Genomic DNA, 22,070 nt, shown 5'->3' with positions numbered 1-22,070 from the left:
CCGCCGCCCCGCCGCGGGGCTCAGGGCACCTGGAAGTCGGCGTCGGGGGCGTCGGTGATGAGCATGTGCCCCGGCGCGTGGGTGATCGCGAACGGCGGCCGGGAGGCCATGACCGCGGCCTGCGGCGTGACCCCGCAGGCCCAGAACACGGGGATCTCCCCGTCGCGCACGGTCACCGGGTCGCCGAAGTCGGGCCGGTCCAGGTCGGTGATCCCGAGGGCCGCCGGGTCCCCGACGTGCACCGGCGCCCCGTGGACGGCCGGGTACCGCGACGTGATGCGGACCGCGTCGGCCACCCGGTCGGCGGGGATCGGCCGCATCGACACGACGAGCGGGCCGCGCAGGCTCCCGGCCGGGCGGCAGGCCCGCGACGTGGCGTACATCGGGACGTTGCAGCCCTGCTCGACGTGCCGCAGCGGCACCCCCGCCGCCCGCATCGGGTGCTCGAACGTGAAGGAGCAGCCGATCAGGAAGCTCACGAGGTCGTCGCGCCAGTACTCCCGCGCGTCGGGCACCTCGGCCACGAGCTCGCCGTCGACGAAGACCCGGTAGAGGGGGATGTCGGTGCGCACGTCGCCCGCGAGCATCGGCCCGGACACCTCGCCGGCGTCGAGGACGTCGAGGACCGGGCACGGCTTGGGGTTGCGCTGGGCGAAGAGGAGGAACGCGTAGGCGAGGTCGCGGGGCAGCGACACGAGGTTGGCCTGCGCGTAGCCGGCCGCCCACCCGGACGTCGGGGTGACGAGGCCGTCGCGGAACAGGGCCCGCGCCTGGGCAGGGGTCCTGGAGGAGGGCTCGTCGGGCATCGTCGGCTCCTGCCTGCGAGGTCGGGCCTCCAGGTTCGCAGACACCCCGGGGCCCCGGGCCGTTGCGGGGCCCTACGCCCGGGCCGGGTCGGCCGGGGCGACGGCGCCGGAATCGGCGGTGGCGTCGTCGGCGGTGACGTCGACGGCAGCGTCCTCGTGCGACTCCTGCGCGCGGGCACCGACGAGCTCGGCCACGAGCATCGCCGAGAGGATGAGGCCGCCGCCGACCAGGAGCCGGCCGGTGAGCGTCTCGCCGCCCCAGAGCAGGGCGAAGGTCGCGGCGAACACCGGCTCGAGGGTCATGACGATGGCGGCCCGGGTCGCGGGCATCCGGGCCTGCGCCCACGCCTGGGCCCACATCGCCAGGGCGCCGGCGAACAGCGCCATCCACACCACCGCGAGCCAGGCGCCGGAGTCGGCGGGCAGCTCCACCCGCCCGTCGGCGACGCCGCCGACCCCGCAGGTCAGGGCGACCCCGAGCATCATGACGACGGCCATGCCGTTCGCCCGCGCGGGCTCGACGTACCTGCTCATCCCGACGATCTGCAGCGCGTACGCGACGGCGGAGGCGAGGGTGAGCAGCTCGCCCGGCCCGAGGCCGCCGATGCCCGCGCCGCCGCCGAAGCACAGCACCGCGAGCCCCAGCACCGACAGCCCCACGGCCGCCCACGTCGCTCCCGGCAGCCGCTCGCGCCACAGCACGAGCGCGATGAGGGGGGTGAGCACGACGCACAGCCCGGTGAGGAAGCCCGAGGTCGAGGCCTCCGTGTGGGCGAGGCCGTACGTCTGGAGGATCTGCGCGAGGCCGTACACGACGCCGATGAGGAGCGCCGCCACGACGTCCGCCCGCCGAAGTCCGCGCAGGTGCCGGCCGAAGACGCCGAGCATCGCCACGGCGGCGATCGCGAACCGTACCGCGGACAGGTCGTCCGGCGGCAGCGTGCCCACGAGGTCGTGGATGAGGAAGAACGACGAGCCCCACACGGCGGTGACGAGCACGAGCGCGAGGGTGGCCAGGCCGCCCTCGCCGACGAGGCGGCCGGCGCGGCGCGGCGCACCGCTGCTCGTGCCCGCCCCCGCCGTCGTGTCCGTCGCGTGTGTCGTCTGCATGTCCACGACGGTACGGACCCGAGGTCAGATCAGTCGAGCGAGGGTTATCGGGCAAGGCTTAGGCTTCCTCAACATGATGCTCAGCAGCCTGCAGCTCGAGGCCCTGGCGGCGGTGTGCGACGCCGGCTCGTTCGAGCAGGCCGCGGCCCGGCTGCGGGTGACGCCCTCGGCGCTGAGCCAGCGCATCTCGGGGCTGGAGCGGCACCTCGGCCGGGCGCTCGTGCGCCGGAGCCGGCCCGTCACGCCCACCACCGACGGCGATACGGTGCTGCGTCTCGCGCGGCAGACGACGCTGCTCCAGGCCGAGTGCCTCGACGCGCTCGCCCGGTCCGACGGGGCGGGGGCGCCGGGGTTGATCCGGGTGTCGGTCGCCGTCAACGCCGACACGCTCGGCACGTGGTTCTCGGAGGTCGTCGCCGACGTGGCCGCCGAGGGCGCCCTCCTGCTCGACCTGCGCGTCGAGGACGAGACCCGCACGGCCGACCTGCTGCGGGCGGGCGACGTCATGGCCGCCGTGAGCGTCGACCCCCACCCCATCCAGGGGTGTTCGGCGACCCCGCTCGGGGTCATGCCGTACGTGCCCGTCATCTCACCCGATCTGCTCGCTCGCCTCGGGCTGGGCTCGGCCCGCGCCGACGACCTCCCCTCGATCCCCATGCTCCGGTTCGGCCCCGACGACGACCTGCAGTACGAGCTCCTGCGCCGCGCCGGGCACCCGGACGCCGACCCGCCCGCCCATCACGTGCCCTCGAACGCCGATTTCCTCGCGTCCGCGCTCTGCGGTCTCGGGTGGGGTGCGATCCCGCTGCCGCAGGTGCGCCGGCCGCTCGCCGACGGCTCCCTCGTGCGGATCGCGGGGGCCGACGACATCGACGTGCCGCTGTTCTGGCACCGCTGGCGCATCGACTCCCCCACGCTCGCCCGCCTGACGACCCTCGTCACGGAGGCGGCCCGGGTCCACCTGCGCCCCCCACCGCCCGAGTGAGCGGCCGCTGGAGCCAGGCAGCCCCGCGGGCGCTCAGGCGCGCACGAGGCGCACGCGCTGCCCCGGCCGGGCCTGCGCGGCGAGGTCGGTGTCCGCGTCGAGGACGACCCCGGCCACGGGGTAGCCCCCGGTCACGGGGTGATCGGCGAGGAAGAGGACGGGCTCTCCGCCCGGGGGCACCTGGATCGAGCCGCGGACGACGCCCTCGCTGGGCAGCTCGTCGCGCTCCCGCTCGGCGACGCGGCGCAGCGTCCGCCCCTCGAGCCGGAGACCGACGCGGTCGCTGCGGCCCGAGACGGTCCACTCCGTCCACAGTTCGCCCGGGTCGGCGAGCCAGTCGAGGCGCGGGCCCGGCGCCACCCGCAGGACGACGTCGTCGGGCGGGGCGGGCACCGGCGCGACGTCGAGGTACGGGAAGTCGGTGGGAGCGGCACCGATCGGCAGGACGTCCCCCTCGGCCAGCGGGGGCGGGCCGACGCCCGAGAGCAGGTCGGTGGCGCGCGAGCCGAGGACGGGGTCCACGGCGAACCCGCCGCGGACGCTGACGTAGGTGCGCAGCCCGCGTTCGGGCACCCCGACGGCGAGCACCGACCCCGCCGGGACCCGCACGGGGGCGGCGTACCCGACGGGCGCACCGTCCACCGTGACGACCGCCGGCGCGCCGGTGACGGCGACGAGCACGTCGGCGCCGACCTCCGCCTCGAAGCCGCCGAACGTCACCTCGATGCTCGCGGCGGTCTCGTCGTTGCGCAGCAGCCGCTGGCCGAGGCGGTGCGCACGGCGGTCGGCGGCGCCGGACCGGCCGACGCCGAGGTGCGCCAGGCCCGGGCGGCCGAGGTCCTGCACGAGGGCGCGGGGGCCGGTGGCGCGCACCGTCCACCCGGCGGCGCTCACGACGTCACCTCGACGAAGCGGACGAGCGCGCCGGGCGCGAGCAGCGCCGGTGGGTCGCGGTCGACGTCCCACATGACGGCGTCCGTGCGGCCGATCAGCTGCCATCCGCCCGGCGAGGCGCGCGGGTACACGGCGCTGAACTCGCCCGCGAGGCCGACCGCGCCGGCCGGGACCTTGGTGCGGGGCTCGTCGCGGCGCGGCAGCGAGGGCAGGGTGGGGCCGTCCCCGGGCGGATCTCCGTGCTCGTGTGGCATGAGGTAGAAAAAGCCGGGCGCGAAGCCGCCGAACGCCGCGCGCCACGTCGTGCCCGTGTGCGCGGCGACGACCTGCGCCGGTTCGAGCCCGGCGAGCCGCGCGACGTCCTCGAGGTCGTCGCCGTCGTAGCGGACCTCGATCCGGACGGGCTCGCCGGCGTCGTGGCCCGGTCCGGACCGCTCCGGGTCGCTCGCCGCGCCGGGTTCGGGGCCGGCGGCGAGGGCGCGCACGGACGCTGCGAGGGCCGACAGGTCGGCGCCCGCGTCGGCCGAGAGCATGAGGGTGCGGGCGGCGGGGACCACGTCCACGACGTCGACGAGACCGGGGTCGCCCGCCTCGCGCCGGGCCCGCACGAGGGCGTCGAGGGCGAGCACGCGGTCGAGGTCGCCGGGTTCCGCGAGGATCCCGACGTCCCCCAGCCGGTGGACGCGCATCAGGCGAACGCCCGGATCTGCACGCCGGCACCGAGGAGTCGCTCGCGCACGGCCCGCGCCATCTCGACCGCACCCGGGGAGTCGCCGTGCGTGCAGATCGAGTGCGCCCCGATGCGCAGCTGCGAGCCGTCGACCGCCTCGAGCGTCCCGTCGCGCACGAGCCGGACCATGCGGTCGGCCACCTGCACGGGGTCGTGCAGCACCGCGCCGGGCTCGCGCCGCGGGGCGAGCGTGCCGTCGGGCAGGTACCCGCGGTCGGCGAACGCCTCGACGACCGTGGGCAGGCCCGCCTTCTCGGCGAGCTGCAGGGACAGCGCCCCCGGCAGACCCATGAGCACGAGGGAGTCGTCGTACTCGCGGATCGCCTCGACGACGGCCGCGGCCTGCTTCTCGTGGTGGACGATCGTGTTGTAGAGGGCGCCGTGGGGCTTGACGTAGCGCACCGACGTGCGCGCGGCCCGGGCCATCGCGTCGAGCGCCCCGATCTGGTAGAGCACGTCGGCGACGAGCTCGGTGGGGTCGACGTCGATGAAGCGTCGCCCGAACCCCGGCAGGTCGCGGTAGGCGACGTGCGCACCCACCGTGACCCCCCGGCGGGCGGCCTCGGCGCACGTCCGGCGCGCGACGCTCGGGTCACCCGCATGGAAGCCGCACGCGACGTTCGCGCTGCTCACGACGTCGAGCATCGCCTCGTCGTCGCCCATGGTCCACGAGCCGAAGGCCTCGCCGAGGTCGGAGTTGAGGTCAATGCACATCATGGCCCCACCCTGCCTCCAGGCGTGCGTGCCGACAACCCGTGCGCCGCCTCAGCTCCACAGCTTCGACAGGCCCGACAGCGACAACCACCCGAGGTACAGCGTGAGCAGCCACGCGGCGACGCCGGCGACCTTGAGCCACGTCGGGTAGACGTACCCGCGCAGCAGGGCGGGCCGGAAGAGGATCGCCGCGATGATCGCCGTGAACCCGAGCGGCAGGACGACCCCGTTGAACGCGCCCGCGAAGACGAGCAGGGTCGTCGGCGCCTTGCCGAGGACGAGGTAGAGCACGGTGCACACGACGATGAACCCGACCGTGAGCAGGTTGCGCGTCCGCGCCGGGGTGCGGGTCGACGTGAGGAACGAGACCGACGTGTACGACGCCCCGATGACCGACGTGATCGCCGCCGCCCAGAGGATGATCCCGAACACGCGCAGGCCGACCTGTCCCGCGGCGGCCTGGAACGCGCTCGCGGCCTGGTTGGTCGGGTCGAGCTTCGCGCCCGTCGCGACGACGCCGAGGATCGCGAGGAAGAGCAGGATCCGCATGATCCCGGTGACGACGACCGCGACGACCGAGCTGCGCGCGACGTCGCGGGCGTGGTCCGGCCCGGTCATCTTCGCGTCGAGCATGCGGTGCGCGCCGGCGTAGGTGATGTACCCGCCGACGGTGCCGCCGATGAGCGTCGTGATCGCGAGCGCGTCGATGCGCTCGGGGAGGACGACGTTGGTCAGCGCCCGCCCGACGGGCGGGTTCGTCGTGAACGCGACGAACGCCGTGAGCACGATCATGAGGAAGCCGAGGACGACGACGATCCGGTCGAGGGCCGCACCCGCCCGCTTGACGAGGAAGATCGCGACGGCGATGACCGCCGAGATCAGCCCGCCGATCCTCGGGTCGAGGCCGGCGAGCGCGTCGAGCCCGAGGCCCGTCCCCGCGATGTTGCCGATGTTGAAGACGAGGCCGCCGAGGACCACGAGCGCCGCCAGCACCCAGCCCGCACCGGGGATCGTCGCGTTGGCGATCTCCTGCGCGCGCATCCCCGAGACCCCGATGACGCGCCACACGTTCATCTGCACGGCGATGTCGACGAGGATCGACACGACGATGGCGAACGCGAACGCGACGCCGAGCTGGACGGTGAACGTCGTCGTCTGGGTGATGAAGCCCGGCCCGATCGCGCTCGTCGCCATGAGGAAGATCGCGCCGAGGAGGATCTCCCGCGTCTTCAGCGGGGCGGGCGCCGCCGACTCCGCGGCCCCGACGTCACCTCGATCGGGACGCTCGGGATCGCGTGGGCGATCGGATCCGTCGGGTCCGTCGGGGGAGGGGCCGGCCTCGCGCATCGGGATCGCCTTTCGAGAGCTCGGGCGTGCTGGTGGCCCAAGGCTACCGCCGGGGCGACCCACGCGCGGCGGACCCGCGTGCCCCGGCGACGGACCTGCGCGAGGATGGCGGGCATGGAGGTCATCGTCACGAGCCGGCCGCAGGAACTGGGGCGACTCGGGGCCGACGCGGTCGCCGCGGCCCTGCGGGTGCGGGAGCGACCGGCGATCGGGGTGGCCACGGGCTCCAGCCCGCAGCCTGTGTACGCCGAGCTGGGGCGGCGGGTGGCCGCGGGCGAGCTGAGCTTCGCGGCCGCGAACGTGTTCATGCTCGACGAGTACGTGGGCCTGCCCCCCGGCGACCCGCGGCGCTACCGCAGCGAGATCGACCGGGACGTCGTCGCGCGCCTCGACGTCGACCCCGCGCGGGTGCACGGGCCCGACGGCTCGGCCGCCGACCTGCCCGCCGAGTGCGCGGCCTACGAGCGCGCCATCGCCGACGCCGGCGGCATCGACGTCCAGCTCCTCGGCATCGGCAGCGACGGCCACATCGCCTTCAACGAGCCCGGGTCGAGCCTCGCCTCCCGCACCCGCATCAAGACGCTCACGGCGCAGACGCGCGCCGACAACGCCCGGTTCTTCGACGACGACCCCGAGGCCGTCCCGCGCCACTGCCTCACCCAGGGCGTCGGCACGATCATGGAGGCCCGCCACCTCGTGCTCGTCGCCACGGGCCGCGGCAAGGCCGAGGCCGTCCACCACCTCGTCGAGGGCGCGATCTCGGCCCTCTGGCCCGCGACGATCCTCCAGATGCACCCCCACGTCACCGTCCTGCTCGACGACGCCGCCGCCTCCCGCCTCCAGCTCGGCTCCTACGTCCGCGAGGCCTGGGCCGCCAAGCCGGCGTGGCAGGGGCTCTGACCCGCGGGGTCGCTCGCGCCCACGCGTCCGGTGTGGTCAGAAGAGCACGTGGGCCAGGGGGATGGTGAGCACCAGGCTGAGCACCACGCGGACGAACCACAGCCCGATCAGTCGGGGGATGGACACGGGGATCTGGGTGCCGACCAGGCTGGGCACCATCGCGGAGAAGAAGATGATCTGCGAGACGCAGACGACCGCGACCACGTACTTGACCGCCGGCGCCGAACCGGCGACGAGCGCCGCCGGCAGGAACATCTCTGCGACCCCGAGCGCTGCCGCTTTGGCGACGAGCATCGGCTCGGGGATCTGCAGCAGCGCCGTGACCGGGTAGAACAGGTAGGCCATGACGTCGAACAGCGGGGTGTACTCGGCGAGGACGAGCCCGAGCAACCCGATCGACAGGATCGAGGGCAGGATGGCCATCGCCATGACGATCCCGTCCTTGAAGGTCGACGCGATGGTGCGGGCCACCCCCGGGTCGGCGGCCACCGTCGCCCGGGCGGCCCGCCAGGCCGCGGCGATTCGGCTGCCCTGGACATCTTCCTCGGGCTGCGGGGTCACGTCCGGGGCGTACTCGTCCGGTTCGCCCGACAGGGGCCAGATGCGCACGGTGATCGCCGTGACCACGAACGTGATGAGCAGCGTCGACCAGAAGTACAGGGTCCAGTGCCCCATGAGGTCGAGGGCGTCGGCGACCACGATCATGAACGTCGCGGACACGGTCGAGAAGCCGGTGGCGATGACCATGGCCTCGCGCCGCGTGTACTTGCCCTCGAGGTAGACCCGGTTGGTGATGAGCAGCGCCAGCGAGTAGGAGCCGACGAAGCTGGCCACCGCGTCGATCGCGGAGCGGCCAGGGGTGCGGAAGACCGGCTTCATGAACGGCCGCACGATCACGCCGATGAACTCCATGAGCCCGTACCCGACGAGCAGGGCGAGGAACACCGCGCCGATCGGCACGAGCAGCCCGACGGGGATCACGAGGGCGTTGAGCAGGAACGGGCCCATCTCCTTCGCGAACAACCAGTCCGGGCCGATGCCGAACACGAGCATGACCCCGACGACGAGACCGACCAGGCGCGCGAACGAGAAGACGATGTCCGTCGCGGTGCGCCGCCAGCGTCCGGTGACGAAGGGATGGGCGGCACCGGCGGCGATCAGCGCGAGGGCGTACCAGGGCAGGACGCCGGGCACAGCCGCGCGCACCCCGGAGACGATGTGGTCGAGTGGGATGGTGTCACGGCCTGCGATCGTGACCGGGACGAAGAACATGACGATGCCGATCGCCGACAGCACGAAGAACTTCCACATCCGGGCGGGGGGTGGGCTCGCGGCACTGGTCTGGCTGTTCACGGGTCACTCCTTGCATCTGAAGGGGGCGAGGGGGTCGTGGGCAGGCTGTGGTGGGTCGTTCAAGGCGGTTTCGTGCGCGGAGCGGTCGGGGCCGCGACCCGCTCGGGGCCGTCCGGGGGTGGGCGCGCCCGGTCGAGCGGCGCCGACGACGTGGACTTCTCCATTGCACCGGTCTCCCGGGTACCGCACAATGCCCCGAGGCGGACGAGGCGTCCCAGATCCGGGATATCCGAGGCGAGCGGGCCATGCCCTCCCGGTCTACGCGGGTCGCCGGTCCAGACGGGCGCCGATCGCGGCCACTGTCCGGCGTACGCGCTCGAGAATCTGCGCGACCTCGGCCTGGGGAGTCTGCGTCGGGTACGTCACGGCGACGGCCGCGAGCGGGTGCCCCACGCGGTCGACGACCGCGACGGCCACCGAGTCCAGGCCCGCCGTGACCAGTTGCGACTCCGTGGCGAAACCCGCCGCGCGCACGTAGGCCAGGCGGCGGCGCAGCTGACTCACCGTGGTCGGCCCGTCGGTGCCGCGGTCGGCCAACACGTTCTTGGCGGGATAGAGCGCGCTGATCTGGGCCGAGCTGAGGTGCGCCAGCATCGCGTGGCCGCTGGCTGTCAGCTCGGCGGGCAGCCGCACCCCGACGTCCGTGACGAGCCAGGGGCGGCCCTTGACGCGTTCCTCGATGACGTAGAGCACGTCGTTGCCCTGCAGCATGCTGAAGTGGGCGTTGTGCCCTACCCGGTCTGCGAGCTCGCTCAGCAACGGGCCGGCCACGCGCTGCAGCGGCGCCTGCCGCTGATAGGCCCAGGCCAGCTCGCGGGCCGCGGGGCCCAGGGCGTACCCGGCTCCCGGCACGTGCACGACGTAGCCGGAATCGGTCATCGTGGTCAGGATCCGGTACGTCGTGCTCCGCGGCACCCCGACGGCCCGGCCGAGCGCCGCCGCCGACTGCGGCCCGGCACCCGCGGCGAGCGCGCCGAGGATGCCCAGGGCGTGGGCGACGGCCGGGCTGGTGTCCATCCGCCGATCCTCACTCATGCGGAGCCCTCAGACCTCGCGGACGCCAGCGCGCCAGACGCCCCAGGTCAGCGGCATGCCGGGCCGGTAGGCCAGGTGCGTCGCGGACGGCGCGTCGAGGACATGCAGGTCGGCGCGGGCCCCGACGCGCAAGGTTCCGACCGGGGGGCGGGCGTCGCCCGTGCTCGCACCCCCGTCCGCGACCGTGTGAACGTCGCGGCGCAGCGCGCGGGCGCCGCCGTAGGTGGCGGCGAGCACGGCCTCCGGCACGGTCATCCGCTGCTGCAACACGGCGGTGGCGACGCAGAAGTTCATCGACGTCGTATAGCTCGTCCCGGGGTTGCAGTTCGAGGCGATGGCCACCGTGGCACCCGCGTCGAGCAGCGCGCGGGCGGGCGCGAGCGGCGCTCGGGTCGACAGGTCGCACGCCGGCAGGATCGTCGCGACCGTCTGCGACACCGCCAGCGCTTCGACGTCGGAGTCGGTCACGAAGTTGACGTGGTCGACGCTGGCCGCGCCGACCTCGACCGCGAGCGCGACGCCGCCGCTGTGCCCGAGCTGGTTGCCGTGCACCCGAAGCCCCAGCCCGGCGTCGCGGCACGCGGTGAGCACCCGACGCGACTGCTCGGGGGTGAACGCGCCCTCCTCGCAGAACACGTCCGCCCAACGCACGTGCGGAGCCACCGCCGCGAGCATCGGGCCGCACACGAGGTCGACGTACGCCTCCGCCTCTCTCGGCTCCCCGTCGGGTCCGGCGGGCACGAGATGCGCGCCCAGGTAGGTCGCCTCGTCGACGAGGCCCGCCGCGATGCGCGCGGCGCGTTGCTCCTGCGGCACCGAAAGCCCGTAGCCGGTCTTGGTCTCGAGGTATGTCGTGCCGCCGGCCACCGCGTCCCGCACCCGGTCGGCGACGAGCGCGCTCAATTCCGCATCGCTCGCCTCGCGCGTCGCCGCGGTCGTGACGCCGATGCCGCCGGCCGCGTACGCCTCACCCGCCATCCGGGCCGCGAACTCGGCGGCCCGGTCGCCGGCGAACACCAGGTGGGAGTGGCTGTCGACCCAGCCAGGCAGCACGGCCCGCCCGCCCACGTCGGTGTGCCGGTCCGCCTCCGGCGCGGCATCGGCCGAGCCGAGCCAGGCGACGACCCCGTCGGCGAGCACAAGGGCGCCGTCGAGGACGAAGGGCTCGGGCGCGTCCGGGTCGGCGACCCACAATTCCCCGATGCCGGTCACGAGTTCGCTGCCCATCAGCCCTCCCGCATCGGGATGCGCACGCCGCGCTCGCGGGCGACCTCGACCGCCCGGTCGTAGCCGGCGTCGGCGTGTCGGATAACGCCCATGCCCGGGTCGTTGGTCAGCAGTCGCGTCAGCTTCTTGGCGGCCAGTTCGGTGCCGTCCGCGACGCCGACCTGACCGGCGTGGATCGACCGGCCGATCCCCACTCCTCCGCCGTGGTGGATCGAGACCCACGTCGCGCCCGAGCTCGTCGCGATGAGTGCGTTGAGCAGAGGCCAGTCGGCGATGGCGTCGGACCCGTCGGCCATGGCCTCGGTCTCCCGGTAGGGCGAGGCGACGGACCCGGAGTCGAGGTGGTCGCGGCCGATGACGATGGGCGCCGTGACCTTTCCACGTGCCACGAGGTCGTTGAAGAGCAACCCGGCCTGGTGGCGTTCGCCGTAGCCGAGCCAGCAGATGCGGGCGGGGAGGCCCTCGAACTCCACGTACTCCCCTGCCGCGTCGATCCAGCGGTGCAGGTGCTCGTTGTCGGGGAAGAGCTCCTTGATGGCCTGGTCCGTCACGGCGATGTCCTGCGGGTCGCCGGAGAGCGCGACCCAGCGGAACGGGCCGAGCCCCTCGCAGAAGAGCGGGCGGATGTAGGCGGGCACGAACCCGGGGAAGTCGAACGCGCGGGTGTAGCCGGCGTGCCGGGCCTCGTCGCGGATCGAGTTGCCGTAGTCGAACACCTCGGCGCCCTCGTCGCCGAACTCGACCATGGCCTGCACCTGGGCGGCCATCGACTCGCGGGCCTTCTTCGTGAAGCCCTCGGGGTCGGCCTGGGCCTCACGCTCCCACTCGTCCATCGCGTACTCGACCGGTAGGTAGGAGAGCGGGTCGTGCGCGCTGGTCTGGTCGGTGACGATGTCGACGACGAGTTCACCGGCGCGTCGGCGGCGCAGGATCTCGGGGAAGACGTCGGCGGCGTTGCCCACCAGTCCCACGGACAGGGGGCGGCGTTCACTCTTGGCGGCGAGCACCGAGGCCAGCGCGGCGTCGAGGTCGGTCTGCACCTCGTCCAGATAGCGCTTGACGCGGCGGCGCTCCAGCCGGGCCTTGTCGACGTCGACGATGAGAACGGCGCCGCCGTTGAGGGTGACGGCCAGCGGCTGCGCGCCGCCCATGCCGCCGCAGCCGCCCGTGAGGGTCAGGGTGCCGGCCAGCGTGGGCTCGCTCGCCCGGCCCTCGCGGTGCAGCTTGGCGGCGACCGCGTGAAAAGTCTCGTAGGTGCCCTGCAGGATGCCCTGGGTGGCGATGTAGATCCAGGAGCCGGCGGTCATCTGGCCGTACATCATCAGGCCCTCGGCCTCGAGCTTCCGGAACTCCGGCCACGTCGCCCAGTCGCCGACGAGATTGGAGTTGGCGATGAGAACCCTCGGCGCCCAGACGTTCGTGCGGAACACGCCGACGGGTTTGCCCGACTGCACGAGCAGGGTCTCGTCGTCGTCCATGCCGCGCAGGGTGCGCACGATCGCGTCGAACGCCTCCCAGGATCGGGCGGCGCGGCCGGTGCCACCGTAGACGACGAGGTCGTCGGGGCGCTCGGCCACCTCAGGGTCGAGGTTGTTCATGAGCATCCGCAGCGGTGCCTCGGTCTGCCACGACGTGGCGGTCAGGTCGGTGCCGCGGGGGGCGCGGACTTCACGGGCTCCGGGGAGGGCCATCGTCGCTCCTTGGGTCGGTCAGTGAACTGTTCCGCCATCCATGACACCGGGCCGCGGGGCGCGCGGCCAGGGGCTCGGAGACAGTTGCCGTCCCATATGCGGGACGCGGGTGGCGGACGTCGTCCCGCGTCGACCACCGCGCCGGGTCACGATGGAATGGAGCGATCCAGAGGAGGAGCCATGCCGAGAACCCCCGTCGACCATTCGATCTGGACGGGCCGCAACGACGGAGACGACCCGGGACACGTCCGCTGGCACCAGCGGATACGGATGGGCGGCGCCGGTGCCCGTGACGAGCCGGGCGACGTTGCCCTGCTGGGGTTCGCCTCCGACGAGGGCGTGCGTCGCAATGCCGGTCGGCCCGGCGCCGCCGTCGCTCCGGACGAGCTACGTCGGGCTCTCGCCCCGCTGCCCGTGCACACCGACCACGTCGTCGTCGACCTCGGCACGGTCGGTCTGCCCGGCGGCGGTGAGGACGTGCTCACCGACGGGCAGCGCGAATTCGGCGCGGTGGTGGCCGGCGCGCTCGACGCCCACCGTCTCGTCGTCGCTCTCGGAGGCGGTCACGAGACGGCCTACGCAAGCTACCTGGGCTGGTCGGCGTCCGCGCGCTGCGCCGACGCCCGGGTCGGGGTGCTCAACCTCGACGCCCACTTCGACCTACGTGAGGCCGACCGGCCGACCTCCGGCACGCCGTTCCTGCAGATGGCCCGCGCCGAGGCGGCCGCAGGCCGCACCCTGCGCTACGGCGTGGTCGGTATCAGCGAGGCCGCCAACACGCGCACGCTCTTCGACACCGCGGACACGCTCGGGGTGCGGTACCTGCTGGACCGGAACTGCCAGCCGCGCCACCTGGACCGGATCACCGCATTCGTCGACGCCTTCGTCGCCGGCGTCGACGCGGTCCATCTCTCGATCGACCTCGACGTGCTGCCCGCCGCACAAGCACCCGGGGTGAGCGCGCCCGCCGCTGTCGGGGTGCCGGTCGAGGTGATCCTCGAGGTGTGCCGGCGGGTGGCGCTCAGCGGGCGGCTCGCGCTCGTCGACATCGTCGAGCTGTGCCCGCCGCGGGATATCGACGGCCGCACCGCGCGCACGGCCGCCCGGCTCGTCCACGAGATGGTGGGCTGCCTACCGCAGCGCTCACCGCAGGGCTGAGCGCGCGCACCCCCGAGGGGCCCGGTGCGGGAGTGCGCCGGCCCTGTTCGCGAGTCACCGCAATGGCTCCCCCATCGCCTGCTCGGCCACCTGCACGACCGCACCGGAGGCGACCAGCCGCACCGCGGTCTCGATCTCGGGGGCCAGCCAGCGGTCCGGACCCGGGCCTTCCCAGCCCGCGCCGCGCAGGGCACCGACGACAGCTCCCGTCGCGGGCGAGGGCTGCAGAGGCGCGCGCAGCTCGATGCCGCGCGCGGCGGTGAGCACCTCGATGGCGAGCACCCTGGTCAGCCCGTCGAGCGAGCGACGCAGCTTGCGGGCCGCCGACCACCCCATCGACACGTGGTCCTCCTGCATGGCGCTGCTGGGGATCGAGTCGACGCTGGCAGGCGCGGCGAGGCGCTTGAGCTCGGAGACGATCGCGGCCTGGCTGTACTGGGCGATCATGTGCCCGCTGTCCACGCCGGGGTCATCCGCAAGGAACGGCGGCAGTCCGTTGTTGCGGGCCTTGTCGAGGAACCGGTCGGTGCGCCGCTCGCTCATGCTCGCGACGTCGGCGGCGACGATCGCGAGGAAGTCGAGCACGTACGCGACCGGGGCGCCATGGAAGTTGCCGTTGCTCTCCACCCGCCCGTCGTCGGTGATCACCGGGTTGTCGACGACCGAGGCGAGCTCGGCGTCGGCCACCTGCGCGGCGTGCGCGGCAGTGTCGCGGGCCCCACCTGCCACCTGCGGAGCGCACCGCAGCGAGTAGGCGTCCTGCACCCGGGTGCAGGCCTGCGGATCCCGGTGGGAGTCGCGGATCCCGCTGCCGCGCAGCAGCGCCCTCAGGTTGGCGGCGGAGTCGGCTTGGCCGGCTTGGGGTCGCAGGGCCTGCAGGTCGGCGGCGAACACGTCATCGCTGCCGAGCAGGCCCTCGACGCTCATCGCCGCGGCGATATCGGCGGCGCGCAGCAGCGCGCGGAGGTCGGTGACGGCCAGGCAGAGCATCCCCAGCATCCCGTCGGTCCCGTTGATGAGGGCCAGGCCCTCCTTCTCGGCCGGCACCACCGGCTCGATCCCCGCGGCCGCGAGTGCCTGAGCAGCGGGCATCTCGCGACCCTCCCGGTCGCGCACCACGCCCTCGCCCATCACCGCCAGCGCGCAATGGGCCAATGGTGCGAGGTCGCCCGAGCAGCCGAGCGAGCCGTACTCGTGTACGACAGGGGTGATGCCCGCCTCGAGGAGCGCTACGTAGGCGGCCGCGGTTTCGCGGTGCACCCCGGTGTGGCCGGTGGCCAGGGTCTGCAGGCGGAGCAGCATGAGCGCCCGCACGACCTCGGTCTCCACCGGCGCCCCGGTGCCGGCGGCGTGGCTGCGGATGAGCGAGCTCTGAAGGCGGGTGCGGAGATCAGTGGGGATATGCCGCGTGGCCAGCGCGCCGAACCCGGTCGAGATCCCGTAGTGCGCGACCTGGTCGCCGGCCAGCGCGTCGACGATGGCCCGGCCGCGGTCGACGGCGGCCCACGCCGCGTCGGCGATGCGAACGCCGGCGCCGTGTCTGGCGACGGCGACCACCTCGTCAATGCCCAGCGGGCGCGTGCCCACCTCGACGGTCTGCGATTGCGCTGCTGTCGTCATACCCTTAGTGCAGCGCGCGCCGGGGCGCAGGTTCGACCCCGTGGCGCAGCGTTCGTCCCACATCTGGGACATGTGTGGGCTCGCCGCGGCGCCGACGCTCAGCCCATGATCGGGGTGGCCAGGGACTCCAGCCCACAGCCCGTGCATCCCCTCGCCGCCCTCCACGATCGTCCAGGGGAGGATGGGCTCGATGACGACGCTGGTGGGAGTGGACGCGGGGGGCACCTCGACCAGGGCCGTGGCCTGCGACGAGCACGGCGAGGTCCTCGGACGCGGGCGGGCCGCCGGCGCGAACGTGCGCTCGGCCGTCGGGAATCCGGCGACGAACGTCGCCTCCGCCCTGCGGGACTGCCTGGCGGGGTCCGCAGCGGGGCCGCCCGATGCCCTCTGCGTCGGGATCGCGGGTACCGAGGCGCGCCGCGCGGAGGTCGAGGCGCTCGTGCGCCGCGCCGCTCGCGCGGCCGGGATCGGCGCCGCCCCGATCGTCGTCCCCGACCTGCAGATCGCCTACCGCAGCGCGGCCCGCCGTCCCAAGGGCCGCCTGCTGCTCGCCGGGACCGGGGCCGTCGCGGTCCCCTTCGCGGGCTGGGAGCCGATCGCCAGGCGCGACGGGCTCGGCTGGCTCCTCGGCGACGCCGGGTCGGGGGTGTGGATCGGTCGGCGGGTGCTGCGCGCCGTGGCGGCCGACCTCGACGGGGGTCGTCCGACTGCGCTCACCACACCCGTCCTCGACCTGCTCGACATCCCCGCCGTCGCCTCGCGACCCGCCGACGGCCAGGATCTTGTCCGCGCGACGGACGGCGTGCCGCCCGCCGCCTGGGGCCGGTTCGCACCCGTCGCCCTCGCCCGGGCCGGAGACGACGAGGTCGCCGCCGACATCGTCGCCGAGGCCGCCCGCGCCCTGCTGCGCACCGTCGGCGAGCTGGCCGGCGGGACCGCGGACGCCGGCCCGGTCGTGCTCGCCGGCGGCCTGCTGTCGGCGGGGCCGCTGCGCGAAGCCGTCGCCGCGGGCGTAGAGGTCGCCGGTTTCGCCGCCCATCCCGTCGCCGGGGCCTGCGTCGCCGCCGCCGACTCCCTGGACCTCGACCTGCGCCCGCCGCGGCTCTGAGGGCCAGGCCGCCCAGGTCGCGGCAGCGGCCCCGATCGGTGACCTCACCACGCGACGGTCGGCGCGGCACACTGTCCCCATGAAGGTGACGCGGGGGCAGGTGCTCGCCTACCGGTGGCTGGTCCAGGGGCTCGACGCCGATCCGGGATCCGTGCCCGTCCTCGACACGCCGGTGCTCGACCTCGGGGTGCAGGACGGGCCGGGGTCGTCCGGGGCGTTGTCGCTGGTCGTGCGGGGAGTCGACGTCAGACAGGCGCGGGCGGCGTTCGCCGGGTTCGACGAGGCCACCGCGCTCGTGTGGTCCCTGCGCGGGGCGCCGCACCTCTACCGGCGGGCCGAACTCCCGGACGTCGCCACCGCCCTCGCCCCGTTCTCCGAGAAGGACGCGGCGAAACGGATCATGGCGGCGGGGCGGACGTTCGCGGCCGCCGGGGTGCCGGTGCGGGAGGCGCTGGGCCGGCTCGGGCGCGCCCAGCGCGAGGCGGTGGGCCGGCCCGCCGCGAAGGGGACCGTGTCGGCGGCGATCACGCCCGAACTCGACGACGCCTACCTCGCCGACTGCCGCCCCTGCGGGGCCCGTCACCCCCACGAGATGGCGTTCCGGCTCGCCCCGCTGCACGCGGGCCTGGAGATCGAGCCGGGCACGAGCCCGCCCGTGCTCCGCCGGATCCCGGGCTGGCCGAAGGGCCGCGTCGGCCCGGCCGAGGACCCCGGCGCGGCGCCGGCGCACCTGCAGGTCGTGCGGGCCTACCTGCACCTGCTCGGGCCTGCGACCGCGAAGGACGTCGCGACCTTCCTCGACGCGCCCGTGACCGACCTGAAGAACGCGTGGCCGGACGACGTCGTCGGGGTCGACCGCGACGGCACCGCCGCCTGGATCCTCGACGCCGACGCCGGCGCCCTCGATGCCGCAGACCCGGATCTCGACCCCGACCGCCTGCGCTTCCTCGGCCCCATGGACCTGTTCACCGCCGCCAAGGACCGCGAGCTGCTGCTCCCGCAGAAGGAACGCGGCAAGGAGCTGTGGCCGGTCCTCGGACGCCCCGGCGCTCTCGCGTGCGGCGGCGAGCTACTCGGGACGTGGCGGCCCACCGCGGCCAAGGGGCGCCTCGCGCTGCGCCTGACCTGGTGGGAGCGCCCCGACCCCGCCCTCCTCGACGCCGCCCGCGCGCAGGGAGAGGTCGTGGCCGCCGCGCGCGGCCTGGAGTTCGCCGGGCTCGCCTGACAGAGGTCCGCCCCACGACGACCCCTTCTCCTGCGCGGTGCCGGCGAGCACGACGCGGCAAGAACCATTCGGGCCGGGTCGACCGGGGGCTTGCGGGAGCAACCGCAGGTCACAGGGCCGGACGCCGCGAACGGTCCCATCGACCCGGCCCGAATGGTTCTTCGTTCGCCGGAACCGGGCCCGACCGGCCTGTACGGACGAGACGTTGCCGCCGATGTGCCAGCCGTTGAGGTCTGCCGGCCAGTCCGTCATCGGCAGCGGCAGCGTGCCGCCCCGGCGATGGCTCGCAGCGCCCCCTGCCCCGAATGGATGACCGGACGGTCAGGCGACGTCGGGTGGGGGCGGGGCGTCGAGGTCGACGGGGTCGCCCACGCGGATCGTGCCGGACGACAGGAGCCGGAACACCGTCCCGGCGCGGGCGTGCAGGGCACGCGCGGCGCCGGGGCCGATCTCGTCGTCGAGGATCCGGCAGGGGGCGGCGACACGCACGACCTCGAGCTCCACCCCGCCGATGCGCATCCGCTCACCGGGCCGGGTGGGGATGTCGCCGCCCGACAGGGTGACGTTGCGCCGCGTCGAACCCGGGGCGATCGGGGCGCCGAGTCGCTCGGCCGCCTCCTCGAGCTGGGGCGCCGACTGCACCGTCACGTGCCGGTGCTTGCTGCCGTGGTACCGGTCACCGACGAGCCCCCGCCCGGCTTCGGCCTCGACGGCGGGGACGGATCGCGTCGGCAGCCTCCGCCCCTTGGCGACGTGGATGGCGGTGACGACGACATCGCTCATCTCACCAGCCTAGGCACGCCACCGGGCTTGGCGTTGCAGCCGTCGGTCGAGCCGTGATCACGCCCGAGGGATCGACCGGCCACGACGACTTGATCCCTCCGAGGGAGCGCGTACACCGGTGCCGGTGCGGGGCGGCCACGGGTGGACCCGCACCGCGCGGCGAGGTCGACCAGCAGGTCGGCCATGGCGGCGGCATCGGGGCGTTCGTCGTGCAGAGTGTCCGACGCGCGGCAGGACCGCGAGCCGGGGGCCGACCGCCGCCGGTGACGCAACCGCACCCGATAGCCGGGGGTGAAGCGCCCAGGGTCCGGGTGCCTTGCGTCTGCCGGGCCGCGGGCCGGGCGGCGGGCGGACGCGGTGGCCGGGGACGGTTGACGCCGGCGCGGCAGGGCGGGCGGCGGTGGTCGCAGACTGCGTGGTGACGGCGGCGGGGCCCGCCCCCTCTCTGCGGGCCCCGCCACCGGTTCGTGGGCCCCGGCTCAGGAGGCGAGCCCGAGGCGACGGTGCGGACGGCGGGCGGCCACCACCTCCTCGTAGACGCCCTCGAAGGCGCGCAGCGTCGCGGCGAGGCCGTGCCCCTCCGCGATGAGGCGACCGGCCGCCGCGTAGGCGTCGCGCCGACGGGTGTCGTCGACCAGCGTGGTCAGGTGCGCGCCGAGCTCCGCGACGTCGCCGGGCCGGTACAGCTCGCCGTTCACGCCGGGCCGGACGAGGTGCGGGAGCGCCATCGCGTCGGCGGCGACGACGGCGGTGCCCGCGCACATCGCCTCGAGCGTCGCGAGGCTCTGCAGCTCGGCCGTGCTGGGCATGCAGAACACGTCGGCATCGGCGTAGGCGTGCAACAGCTCGACGTCGCCGACGTGCCCGCGGAAGTCGAAACGGTCGGGGCGCCCGGAGGCGGCGGCGCGGGCCGCCCAGGCGCGGCGCATGGTCCCGTCGCCGACGACGTCGAGCCGCACGTCGAGCCGATCCGGAAGCCCGACGACGGCGTCGACGAGCTCCCCGATCCGCTTCTCCTTCTCGAGCCGGCCCACGAACAGCAGGCGCACCGGCCCGTCGGGACGGCGGTGGCGACGCAGCGAGCCGAAGCGGGCCGCGTCGATGCCGCACGAGATGGGCCGGGCCCGGTGCAGGCCCGCGCGCTCGGCGAGCAGGTCGCAGGCGCGCTGGGTGGGGGCGGTGACGACATCGGCGGCGTCGAGCACTCGCGCGAGGTCGCGGTAGGCCGCCGCCCACATCGGTTCCTGCCAGCGCGCCGGGATCGGCACCTGCGCGGCGATGTTCTCGGGCATGACGTGGTTCGTCGCGACACTGGCCACACCCGCCGCCGCGGCGCGGCGCAGGAGCCGCCGCCCGACGAGCACGTGCCCCTGCACGTGAACGACGTCGGGGGCGACGTCGGCGACGGCCGCCGCCACGACGGCGTCGGCCCGAACCGGGTCGACGACGCGCAGCGGGTGCCGCCGCGACCAGCGCAGCGAGGCGACGCGATGCTCGGTGACGTCGCCGGCGACGACGCGGGAGCGGCGGTCGGTGCTCGGGGCGACGACGTGGACGTCGTGCCCGCGCTCGGCGAGGCCGTCGGCCAGGCGCGCCGTGAACACCGCCGCCCCGTTGACGTCGGGGGTGAAGGTGTCGGTGCCGATCAGGATCCTCATGCCATCGACCTCTCGGAGGGACCGCGGCGCGGTCGGGGGGACGGGACGAACGTGAGCGGGGACGACGGGTCGGAGGCCGGGTGATGGTCGGAGGCCGGGCGATCGTCGGAGCCCAGACGATCGTCGCAGCCCAGGCGATCGTCGGAGCGTAGGCGATCGTCGCAGCCCAGGCGATCGTCGGAGCCCAGGCGATCGTCGTCGAGACCGAGGCGAGGGTCGAACTCGGGTCGAGGATCGGCTGCGACGTCACGCCCGGCGGCGCGGCGGACGGGCAGGGGCGTGCCGCCGGCGACCGCGCGCGCCATCCGGTGGGTGAGCGGGCCCGAACCGCCCCCGACCGGCTCGGCGATCCGGCCGTCGTGGGCCGCACGGTCGCGGGCCCCGCCGTCGCGGGTCGGAGATGGGGCGCCGGTGTCGTCGGCGGGGGTCGGGTCGCCGGGCCGCGAGAGCAGCGCGATGCCGAGGACGGCGAGGGCGCCCGCCCCGGCGAGGCCGATGCGGTCGTCGAGGCCGAGGCGGGCCCCCTCCCCCAGCGCGAGCATCCCGACGGCGACGGCCGCAAAGGGGTCGACGACGGTGAGGGTGCCCATGACCGTCTCGGGGCGGCCGACGAGGTACGCCTGCTGGACGCACCACGCGCCGACCGCGTACCCGGCGGCGGCGGCACCGCCGAGGGTCCCCAGGAGGGCCGGGTCGGCGAGGCCGTCGGTCTCGACGAGCACGGCGATGCACCGCACGAGGGCGGTCGCGACCCCGAACGCGACGCCCGCCGCGGCCGCGAGGGCGGGGCCGCGCCACCGCTGCGGACCACGGACGCCGAGCAGGGCCAGACCGACGACGAGCGGGGCAGCCGCGCCGAGCACAGCGGGCATCGTCGCGAGGTCGAGCAGCACGGGCGACGCCGCGGACGGCGCGGCCACGGCGACGAACACGACCGTCGCGGCGACCGTGAGCCACGCGGCCCGGTACCGCCCGGCCACCCGTTCGCGCGACGCGGCGTGCCGCGCCCCGAGGAACACCGTCAGCGGCACGGCAAGGACGCCCACGGGCTGGACGAGGCTGATCGGGGCGGTGGCCACGGCCGCGACGTGGAGCGCCACGCCCACCCCGAGCAGGGCGACGCCGGCGAGCCAGACACGGTCGTGCACGAGGCGCGCGAACATCCCGGCCCCGAGGGTCCGCCCGCCGGCGGCGGTCCGCCCCACGCCGGCGTGCTGCAACACGGACGACCACGCGAGGGCGCATGCGCCGAGAGCGGCGAGCGCGACGGCGACCAGTGCGCTCATCGGGCACCCGCGCGGGCGGGGCGGGTTCGGGCCGACCTCTGCGAGCTCATGCGACCACGCTCCCGCGAGACCCACCGCGGCGGAACAGCCCCCGGTAGGACCCGCCCGGCCGGGAGGATGAGACCCGTCTACGACCGAGGTCGCACGTGACACGCGGGCCCCGGGCACCGACGCGATGCGTCCTGGCAACCGGGCCCGCGACGCCCCGCGAGCTCGGCGAGAGACCGAGAGGCGACGAGGCCCTCCGGCCCGGGCCCGTCGTCACGGCCTGTGGACGCGCGCCGTCGTCGTCACGCCGTCTCGACACCCGCGCCGAGGCCGGCCCACGAACCCGGCGCCGAGGAGGCCGGGGCCCGTCGCGTCGAGGGGGCGTTCAGCCGCGGTCCGTACGCTGGCCGTCGTCGTCCGCCGCGGTCCGCCCGCTGTTCCCGCCGTCCGAG

At 74.8% G+C, this 22,070-nt stretch carries 19 protein-coding genes; 5 read left to right on the top strand and 14 right to left on the bottom strand.

What is annotated here, in order from left to right:
* Positions 1-20: 20 nt before the first annotated feature.
* Positions 21-806 (bottom strand): putative hydro-lyase, encoded by a 786-nt coding sequence (locus ICW24_RS16250; RefSeq protein WP_226346767.1) that lies wholly within the window; start codon positions 804-806, stop codon positions 21-23.
* A gap of 72 nt (positions 807-878) precedes the next feature.
* Positions 879-1,916, bottom strand: a complete 1,038-nt coding sequence (locus ICW24_RS16245; protein WP_226346766.1) for a DMT family transporter — start codon at positions 1,914-1,916, stop codon at positions 879-881.
* A gap of 73 nt (positions 1,917-1,989) precedes the next feature.
* Between ICW24_RS16245 and ICW24_RS16240 the strand changes: the two genes are divergently transcribed.
* A complete protein-coding gene (locus tag ICW24_RS16240) occupies positions 1,990-2,901 on the top strand; it encodes a LysR family transcriptional regulator ArgP (RefSeq protein ID WP_226346765.1) in 912 nt (303 codons plus the stop codon).
* A gap of 33 nt (positions 2,902-2,934) precedes the next feature.
* Here ICW24_RS16240 and ICW24_RS16235 read toward each other — a convergent pair whose 3' ends face one another.
* The 4 genes from ICW24_RS16235 to ICW24_RS16220 are packed head-to-tail and all read right to left on the bottom strand — an operon-like array spanning position 2,935 to position 6,586.
* Complete coding sequence (locus tag ICW24_RS16235) at positions 2,935-3,795, bottom strand: 5-oxoprolinase subunit C family protein (protein WP_226346764.1); 861 nt, start codon at positions 3,793-3,795, stop codon at positions 2,935-2,937.
* A complete protein-coding gene (locus ICW24_RS16230) occupies positions 3,792-4,484 on the bottom strand; it encodes a 5-oxoprolinase subunit B family protein (protein ID WP_226346763.1) in 693 nt (230 codons plus the stop codon). The genes ICW24_RS16235 and ICW24_RS16230 overlap by 4 nt, the downstream gene beginning before the upstream one ends.
* The gene (locus tag ICW24_RS16225) at positions 4,484-5,242 is read right to left on the bottom strand and encodes a LamB/YcsF family protein (RefSeq protein WP_226346762.1); all 759 of its coding nucleotides are present in this window, start codon (positions 5,240-5,242) and stop codon (positions 4,484-4,486) included. Before ICW24_RS16225 ends, ICW24_RS16230 begins: the two co-directional genes overlap by 1 nt.
* A 48-nt stretch (positions 5,243-5,290) precedes the next feature.
* Positions 5,291-6,586, bottom strand: a complete 1,296-nt coding sequence (locus tag ICW24_RS16220) for an NRAMP family divalent metal transporter (protein ID WP_372360874.1) — start codon at positions 6,584-6,586, stop codon at positions 5,291-5,293.
* Positions 6,587-6,700: 114 nt separating this feature from the next.
* On the opposite strand from ICW24_RS16220, the gene nagB reads away from it, so the two are divergent.
* Positions 6,701-7,486 (top strand): glucosamine-6-phosphate deaminase, encoded by a 786-nt coding sequence (gene nagB / locus ICW24_RS16215; protein WP_226346761.1) that lies wholly within the window; start codon positions 6,701-6,703, stop codon positions 7,484-7,486.
* Between the two features lie 36 nt (positions 7,487-7,522).
* Here the strand turns inward: nagB and ICW24_RS16210 are convergent, their stop codons facing one another.
* The 4 genes from ICW24_RS16210 to hutU form a co-directional block, all read right to left on the bottom strand.
* Positions 7,523-8,797, bottom strand: a complete 1,275-nt coding sequence (locus ICW24_RS16210) for a YjiH family protein (protein ID WP_226346784.1) — start codon at positions 8,795-8,797, stop codon at positions 7,523-7,525.
* Positions 8,798-9,097: 300 nt separating this feature from the next.
* A complete protein-coding gene (locus tag ICW24_RS16205; RefSeq protein ID WP_226346760.1) occupies positions 9,098-9,856 on the bottom strand; it encodes an IclR family transcriptional regulator in 759 nt (252 codons plus the stop codon).
* A 27-nt stretch (positions 9,857-9,883) separates the two neighbouring features.
* Positions 9,884-11,101, bottom strand: coding sequence for an imidazolonepropionase (hutI, locus tag ICW24_RS16200; RefSeq protein WP_226346759.1), 1,218 nt, complete (start codon positions 11,099-11,101; stop codon positions 9,884-9,886).
* Entirely contained in the window at positions 11,101-12,792 is a 1,692-nt protein-coding gene (gene hutU / locus ICW24_RS16195; protein ID WP_226346758.1) for a urocanate hydratase, read from the bottom strand. The genes hutI and hutU overlap by 1 nt, the downstream gene beginning before the upstream one ends.
* Positions 12,793-12,972: 180 nt before the next feature.
* On the opposite strand from hutU, the gene hutG reads away from it, so the two are divergent.
* Positions 12,973-13,950 carry a formimidoylglutamase gene (hutG, locus tag ICW24_RS16190; protein WP_226346757.1) on the top strand — a complete coding sequence of 326 codons (978 nt, stop codon included), beginning with the start codon at positions 12,973-12,975 and terminating at the stop codon, positions 13,948-13,950.
* A 54-nt stretch (positions 13,951-14,004) separates the two neighbouring features.
* On the opposite strand, the gene hutH is transcribed toward hutG, so the two are convergent.
* Positions 14,005-15,570, bottom strand: a complete 1,566-nt coding sequence (hutH, locus tag ICW24_RS16185) for a histidine ammonia-lyase (protein WP_226346756.1) — start codon at positions 15,568-15,570, stop codon at positions 14,005-14,007.
* A gap of 190 nt (positions 15,571-15,760) precedes the next feature.
* Here hutH and ICW24_RS16180 point away from each other — a divergent pair, with 190 nt between their 5' ends.
* Both ICW24_RS16180 and ICW24_RS16175 read left to right on the top strand, forming a co-directional pair.
* A complete protein-coding gene (locus ICW24_RS16180; protein WP_226346755.1) occupies positions 15,761-16,678 on the top strand; it encodes an N-acetylglucosamine kinase in 918 nt (305 codons plus the stop codon).
* A 79-nt stretch (positions 16,679-16,757) separates the two neighbouring features.
* Entirely contained in the window at positions 16,758-17,903 is a 1,146-nt protein-coding gene (locus tag ICW24_RS16175; RefSeq protein ID WP_226346754.1) for a DNA glycosylase AlkZ-like family protein, read from the top strand.
* A 321-nt stretch (positions 17,904-18,224) separates the two neighbouring features.
* Here the strand turns inward: ICW24_RS16175 and ICW24_RS16170 are convergent, their stop codons facing one another.
* The 3 genes from ICW24_RS16170 to ICW24_RS16160 all read right to left on the bottom strand — a co-directional run bounded on the left by ICW24_RS16170 (position 18,225) and on the right by ICW24_RS16160 (position 21,630).
* A complete protein-coding gene (locus tag ICW24_RS16170) occupies positions 18,225-18,686 on the bottom strand; it encodes an MOSC domain-containing protein (protein WP_226346753.1) in 462 nt (153 codons plus the stop codon).
* A 479-nt stretch (positions 18,687-19,165) separates the two neighbouring features.
* Positions 19,166-20,344: a glycosyltransferase gene (locus tag ICW24_RS16165; protein ID WP_226346752.1), complete on the bottom strand. Its 1,179-nt coding sequence runs from the start codon at positions 20,342-20,344 to the stop codon at positions 19,166-19,168.
* The gene (locus tag ICW24_RS16160) at positions 20,341-21,630 is read right to left on the bottom strand and encodes a DMT family transporter (RefSeq protein WP_226346751.1); all 1,290 of its coding nucleotides are present in this window, start codon (positions 21,628-21,630) and stop codon (positions 20,341-20,343) included. The genes ICW24_RS16165 and ICW24_RS16160 overlap by 4 nt, the downstream gene beginning before the upstream one ends.
* Between the last annotated feature and the right edge of the window lie 440 nt (positions 21,631-22,070).

Source organism: Agilicoccus flavus, from assembly GCF_014857905.1.
GTDB classification, from domain to species: domain Bacteria; phylum Actinomycetota; class Actinomycetes; order Actinomycetales; family Dermatophilaceae; genus Agilicoccus; species Agilicoccus flavus.
The sequence above is the reverse complement of the archived record's forward strand: the minus strand, read 5'-3'. Positions and strand labels throughout refer to the sequence as shown.

Bases quoted from the DNA above. Each gene is read 5' to 3' on its own strand.
- ICW24_RS16250 (WP_226346767.1), bottom strand. From the start codon at position 806: ATGCCCGACGAGCCCTCCTCCAGGACCCCTGCCCAGGCGCGGGCCCTG.
- ICW24_RS16245 (WP_226346766.1), bottom strand. From the start codon at position 1,916: ATGCAGACGACACACGCGACGGACACGACGGCGGGGGCGGGCACGAGC.
- ICW24_RS16240 (WP_226346765.1), top strand. From the start codon at position 1,990: ATGATGCTCAGCAGCCTGCAGCTCGAGGCCCTGGCGGCGGTGTGCGAC.
- ICW24_RS16230 (WP_226346763.1), bottom strand. From the start codon at position 4,484: ATGCGCGTCCACCGGCTGGGGGACGTCGGGATCCTCGCGGAACCCGGC.
- ICW24_RS16225 (WP_226346762.1), bottom strand. From the start codon at position 5,242: ATGATGTGCATTGACCTCAACTCCGACCTCGGCGAGGCCTTCGGCTCG.
- ICW24_RS16220 (WP_372360874.1), bottom strand. From the start codon at position 6,586: ATGCGCGAGGCCGGCCCCTCCCCCGACGGACCCGACGGATCCGATCGC.
- nagB (WP_226346761.1), top strand. From the start codon at position 6,701: ATGGAGGTCATCGTCACGAGCCGGCCGCAGGAACTGGGGCGACTCGGG.
- ICW24_RS16210 (WP_226346784.1), bottom strand. From the start codon at position 8,797: ATGTGGAAGTTCTTCGTGCTGTCGGCGATCGGCATCGTCATGTTCTTC.
- ICW24_RS16205 (WP_226346760.1), bottom strand. From the start codon at position 9,856: ATGGACACCAGCCCGGCCGTCGCCCACGCCCTGGGCATCCTCGGCGCG.
- hutI (WP_226346759.1), bottom strand. From the start codon at position 11,101: ATGGGCAGCGAACTCGTGACCGGCATCGGGGAATTGTGGGTCGCCGAC.
- hutU (WP_226346758.1), bottom strand. From the start codon at position 12,792: ATGGCCCTCCCCGGAGCCCGTGAAGTCCGCGCCCCCCGCGGCACCGAC.
- hutG (WP_226346757.1), top strand. From the start codon at position 12,973: ATGCCGAGAACCCCCGTCGACCATTCGATCTGGACGGGCCGCAACGAC.
- hutH (WP_226346756.1), bottom strand. From the start codon at position 15,570: ATGACGACAGCAGCGCAATCGCAGACCGTCGAGGTGGGCACGCGCCCG.
- ICW24_RS16180 (WP_226346755.1), top strand. From the start codon at position 15,761: ATGACGACGCTGGTGGGAGTGGACGCGGGGGGCACCTCGACCAGGGCC.
- ICW24_RS16175 (WP_226346754.1), top strand. From the start codon at position 16,758: ATGAAGGTGACGCGGGGGCAGGTGCTCGCCTACCGGTGGCTGGTCCAG.
- ICW24_RS16170 (WP_226346753.1), bottom strand. From the start codon at position 18,686: ATGAGCGATGTCGTCGTCACCGCCATCCACGTCGCCAAGGGGCGGAGG.
- ICW24_RS16165 (WP_226346752.1), bottom strand. From the start codon at position 20,344: ATGAGGATCCTGATCGGCACCGACACCTTCACCCCCGACGTCAACGGG.
- ICW24_RS16160 (WP_226346751.1), bottom strand. From the start codon at position 21,630: ATGAGCGCACTGGTCGCCGTCGCGCTCGCCGCTCTCGGCGCATGCGCC.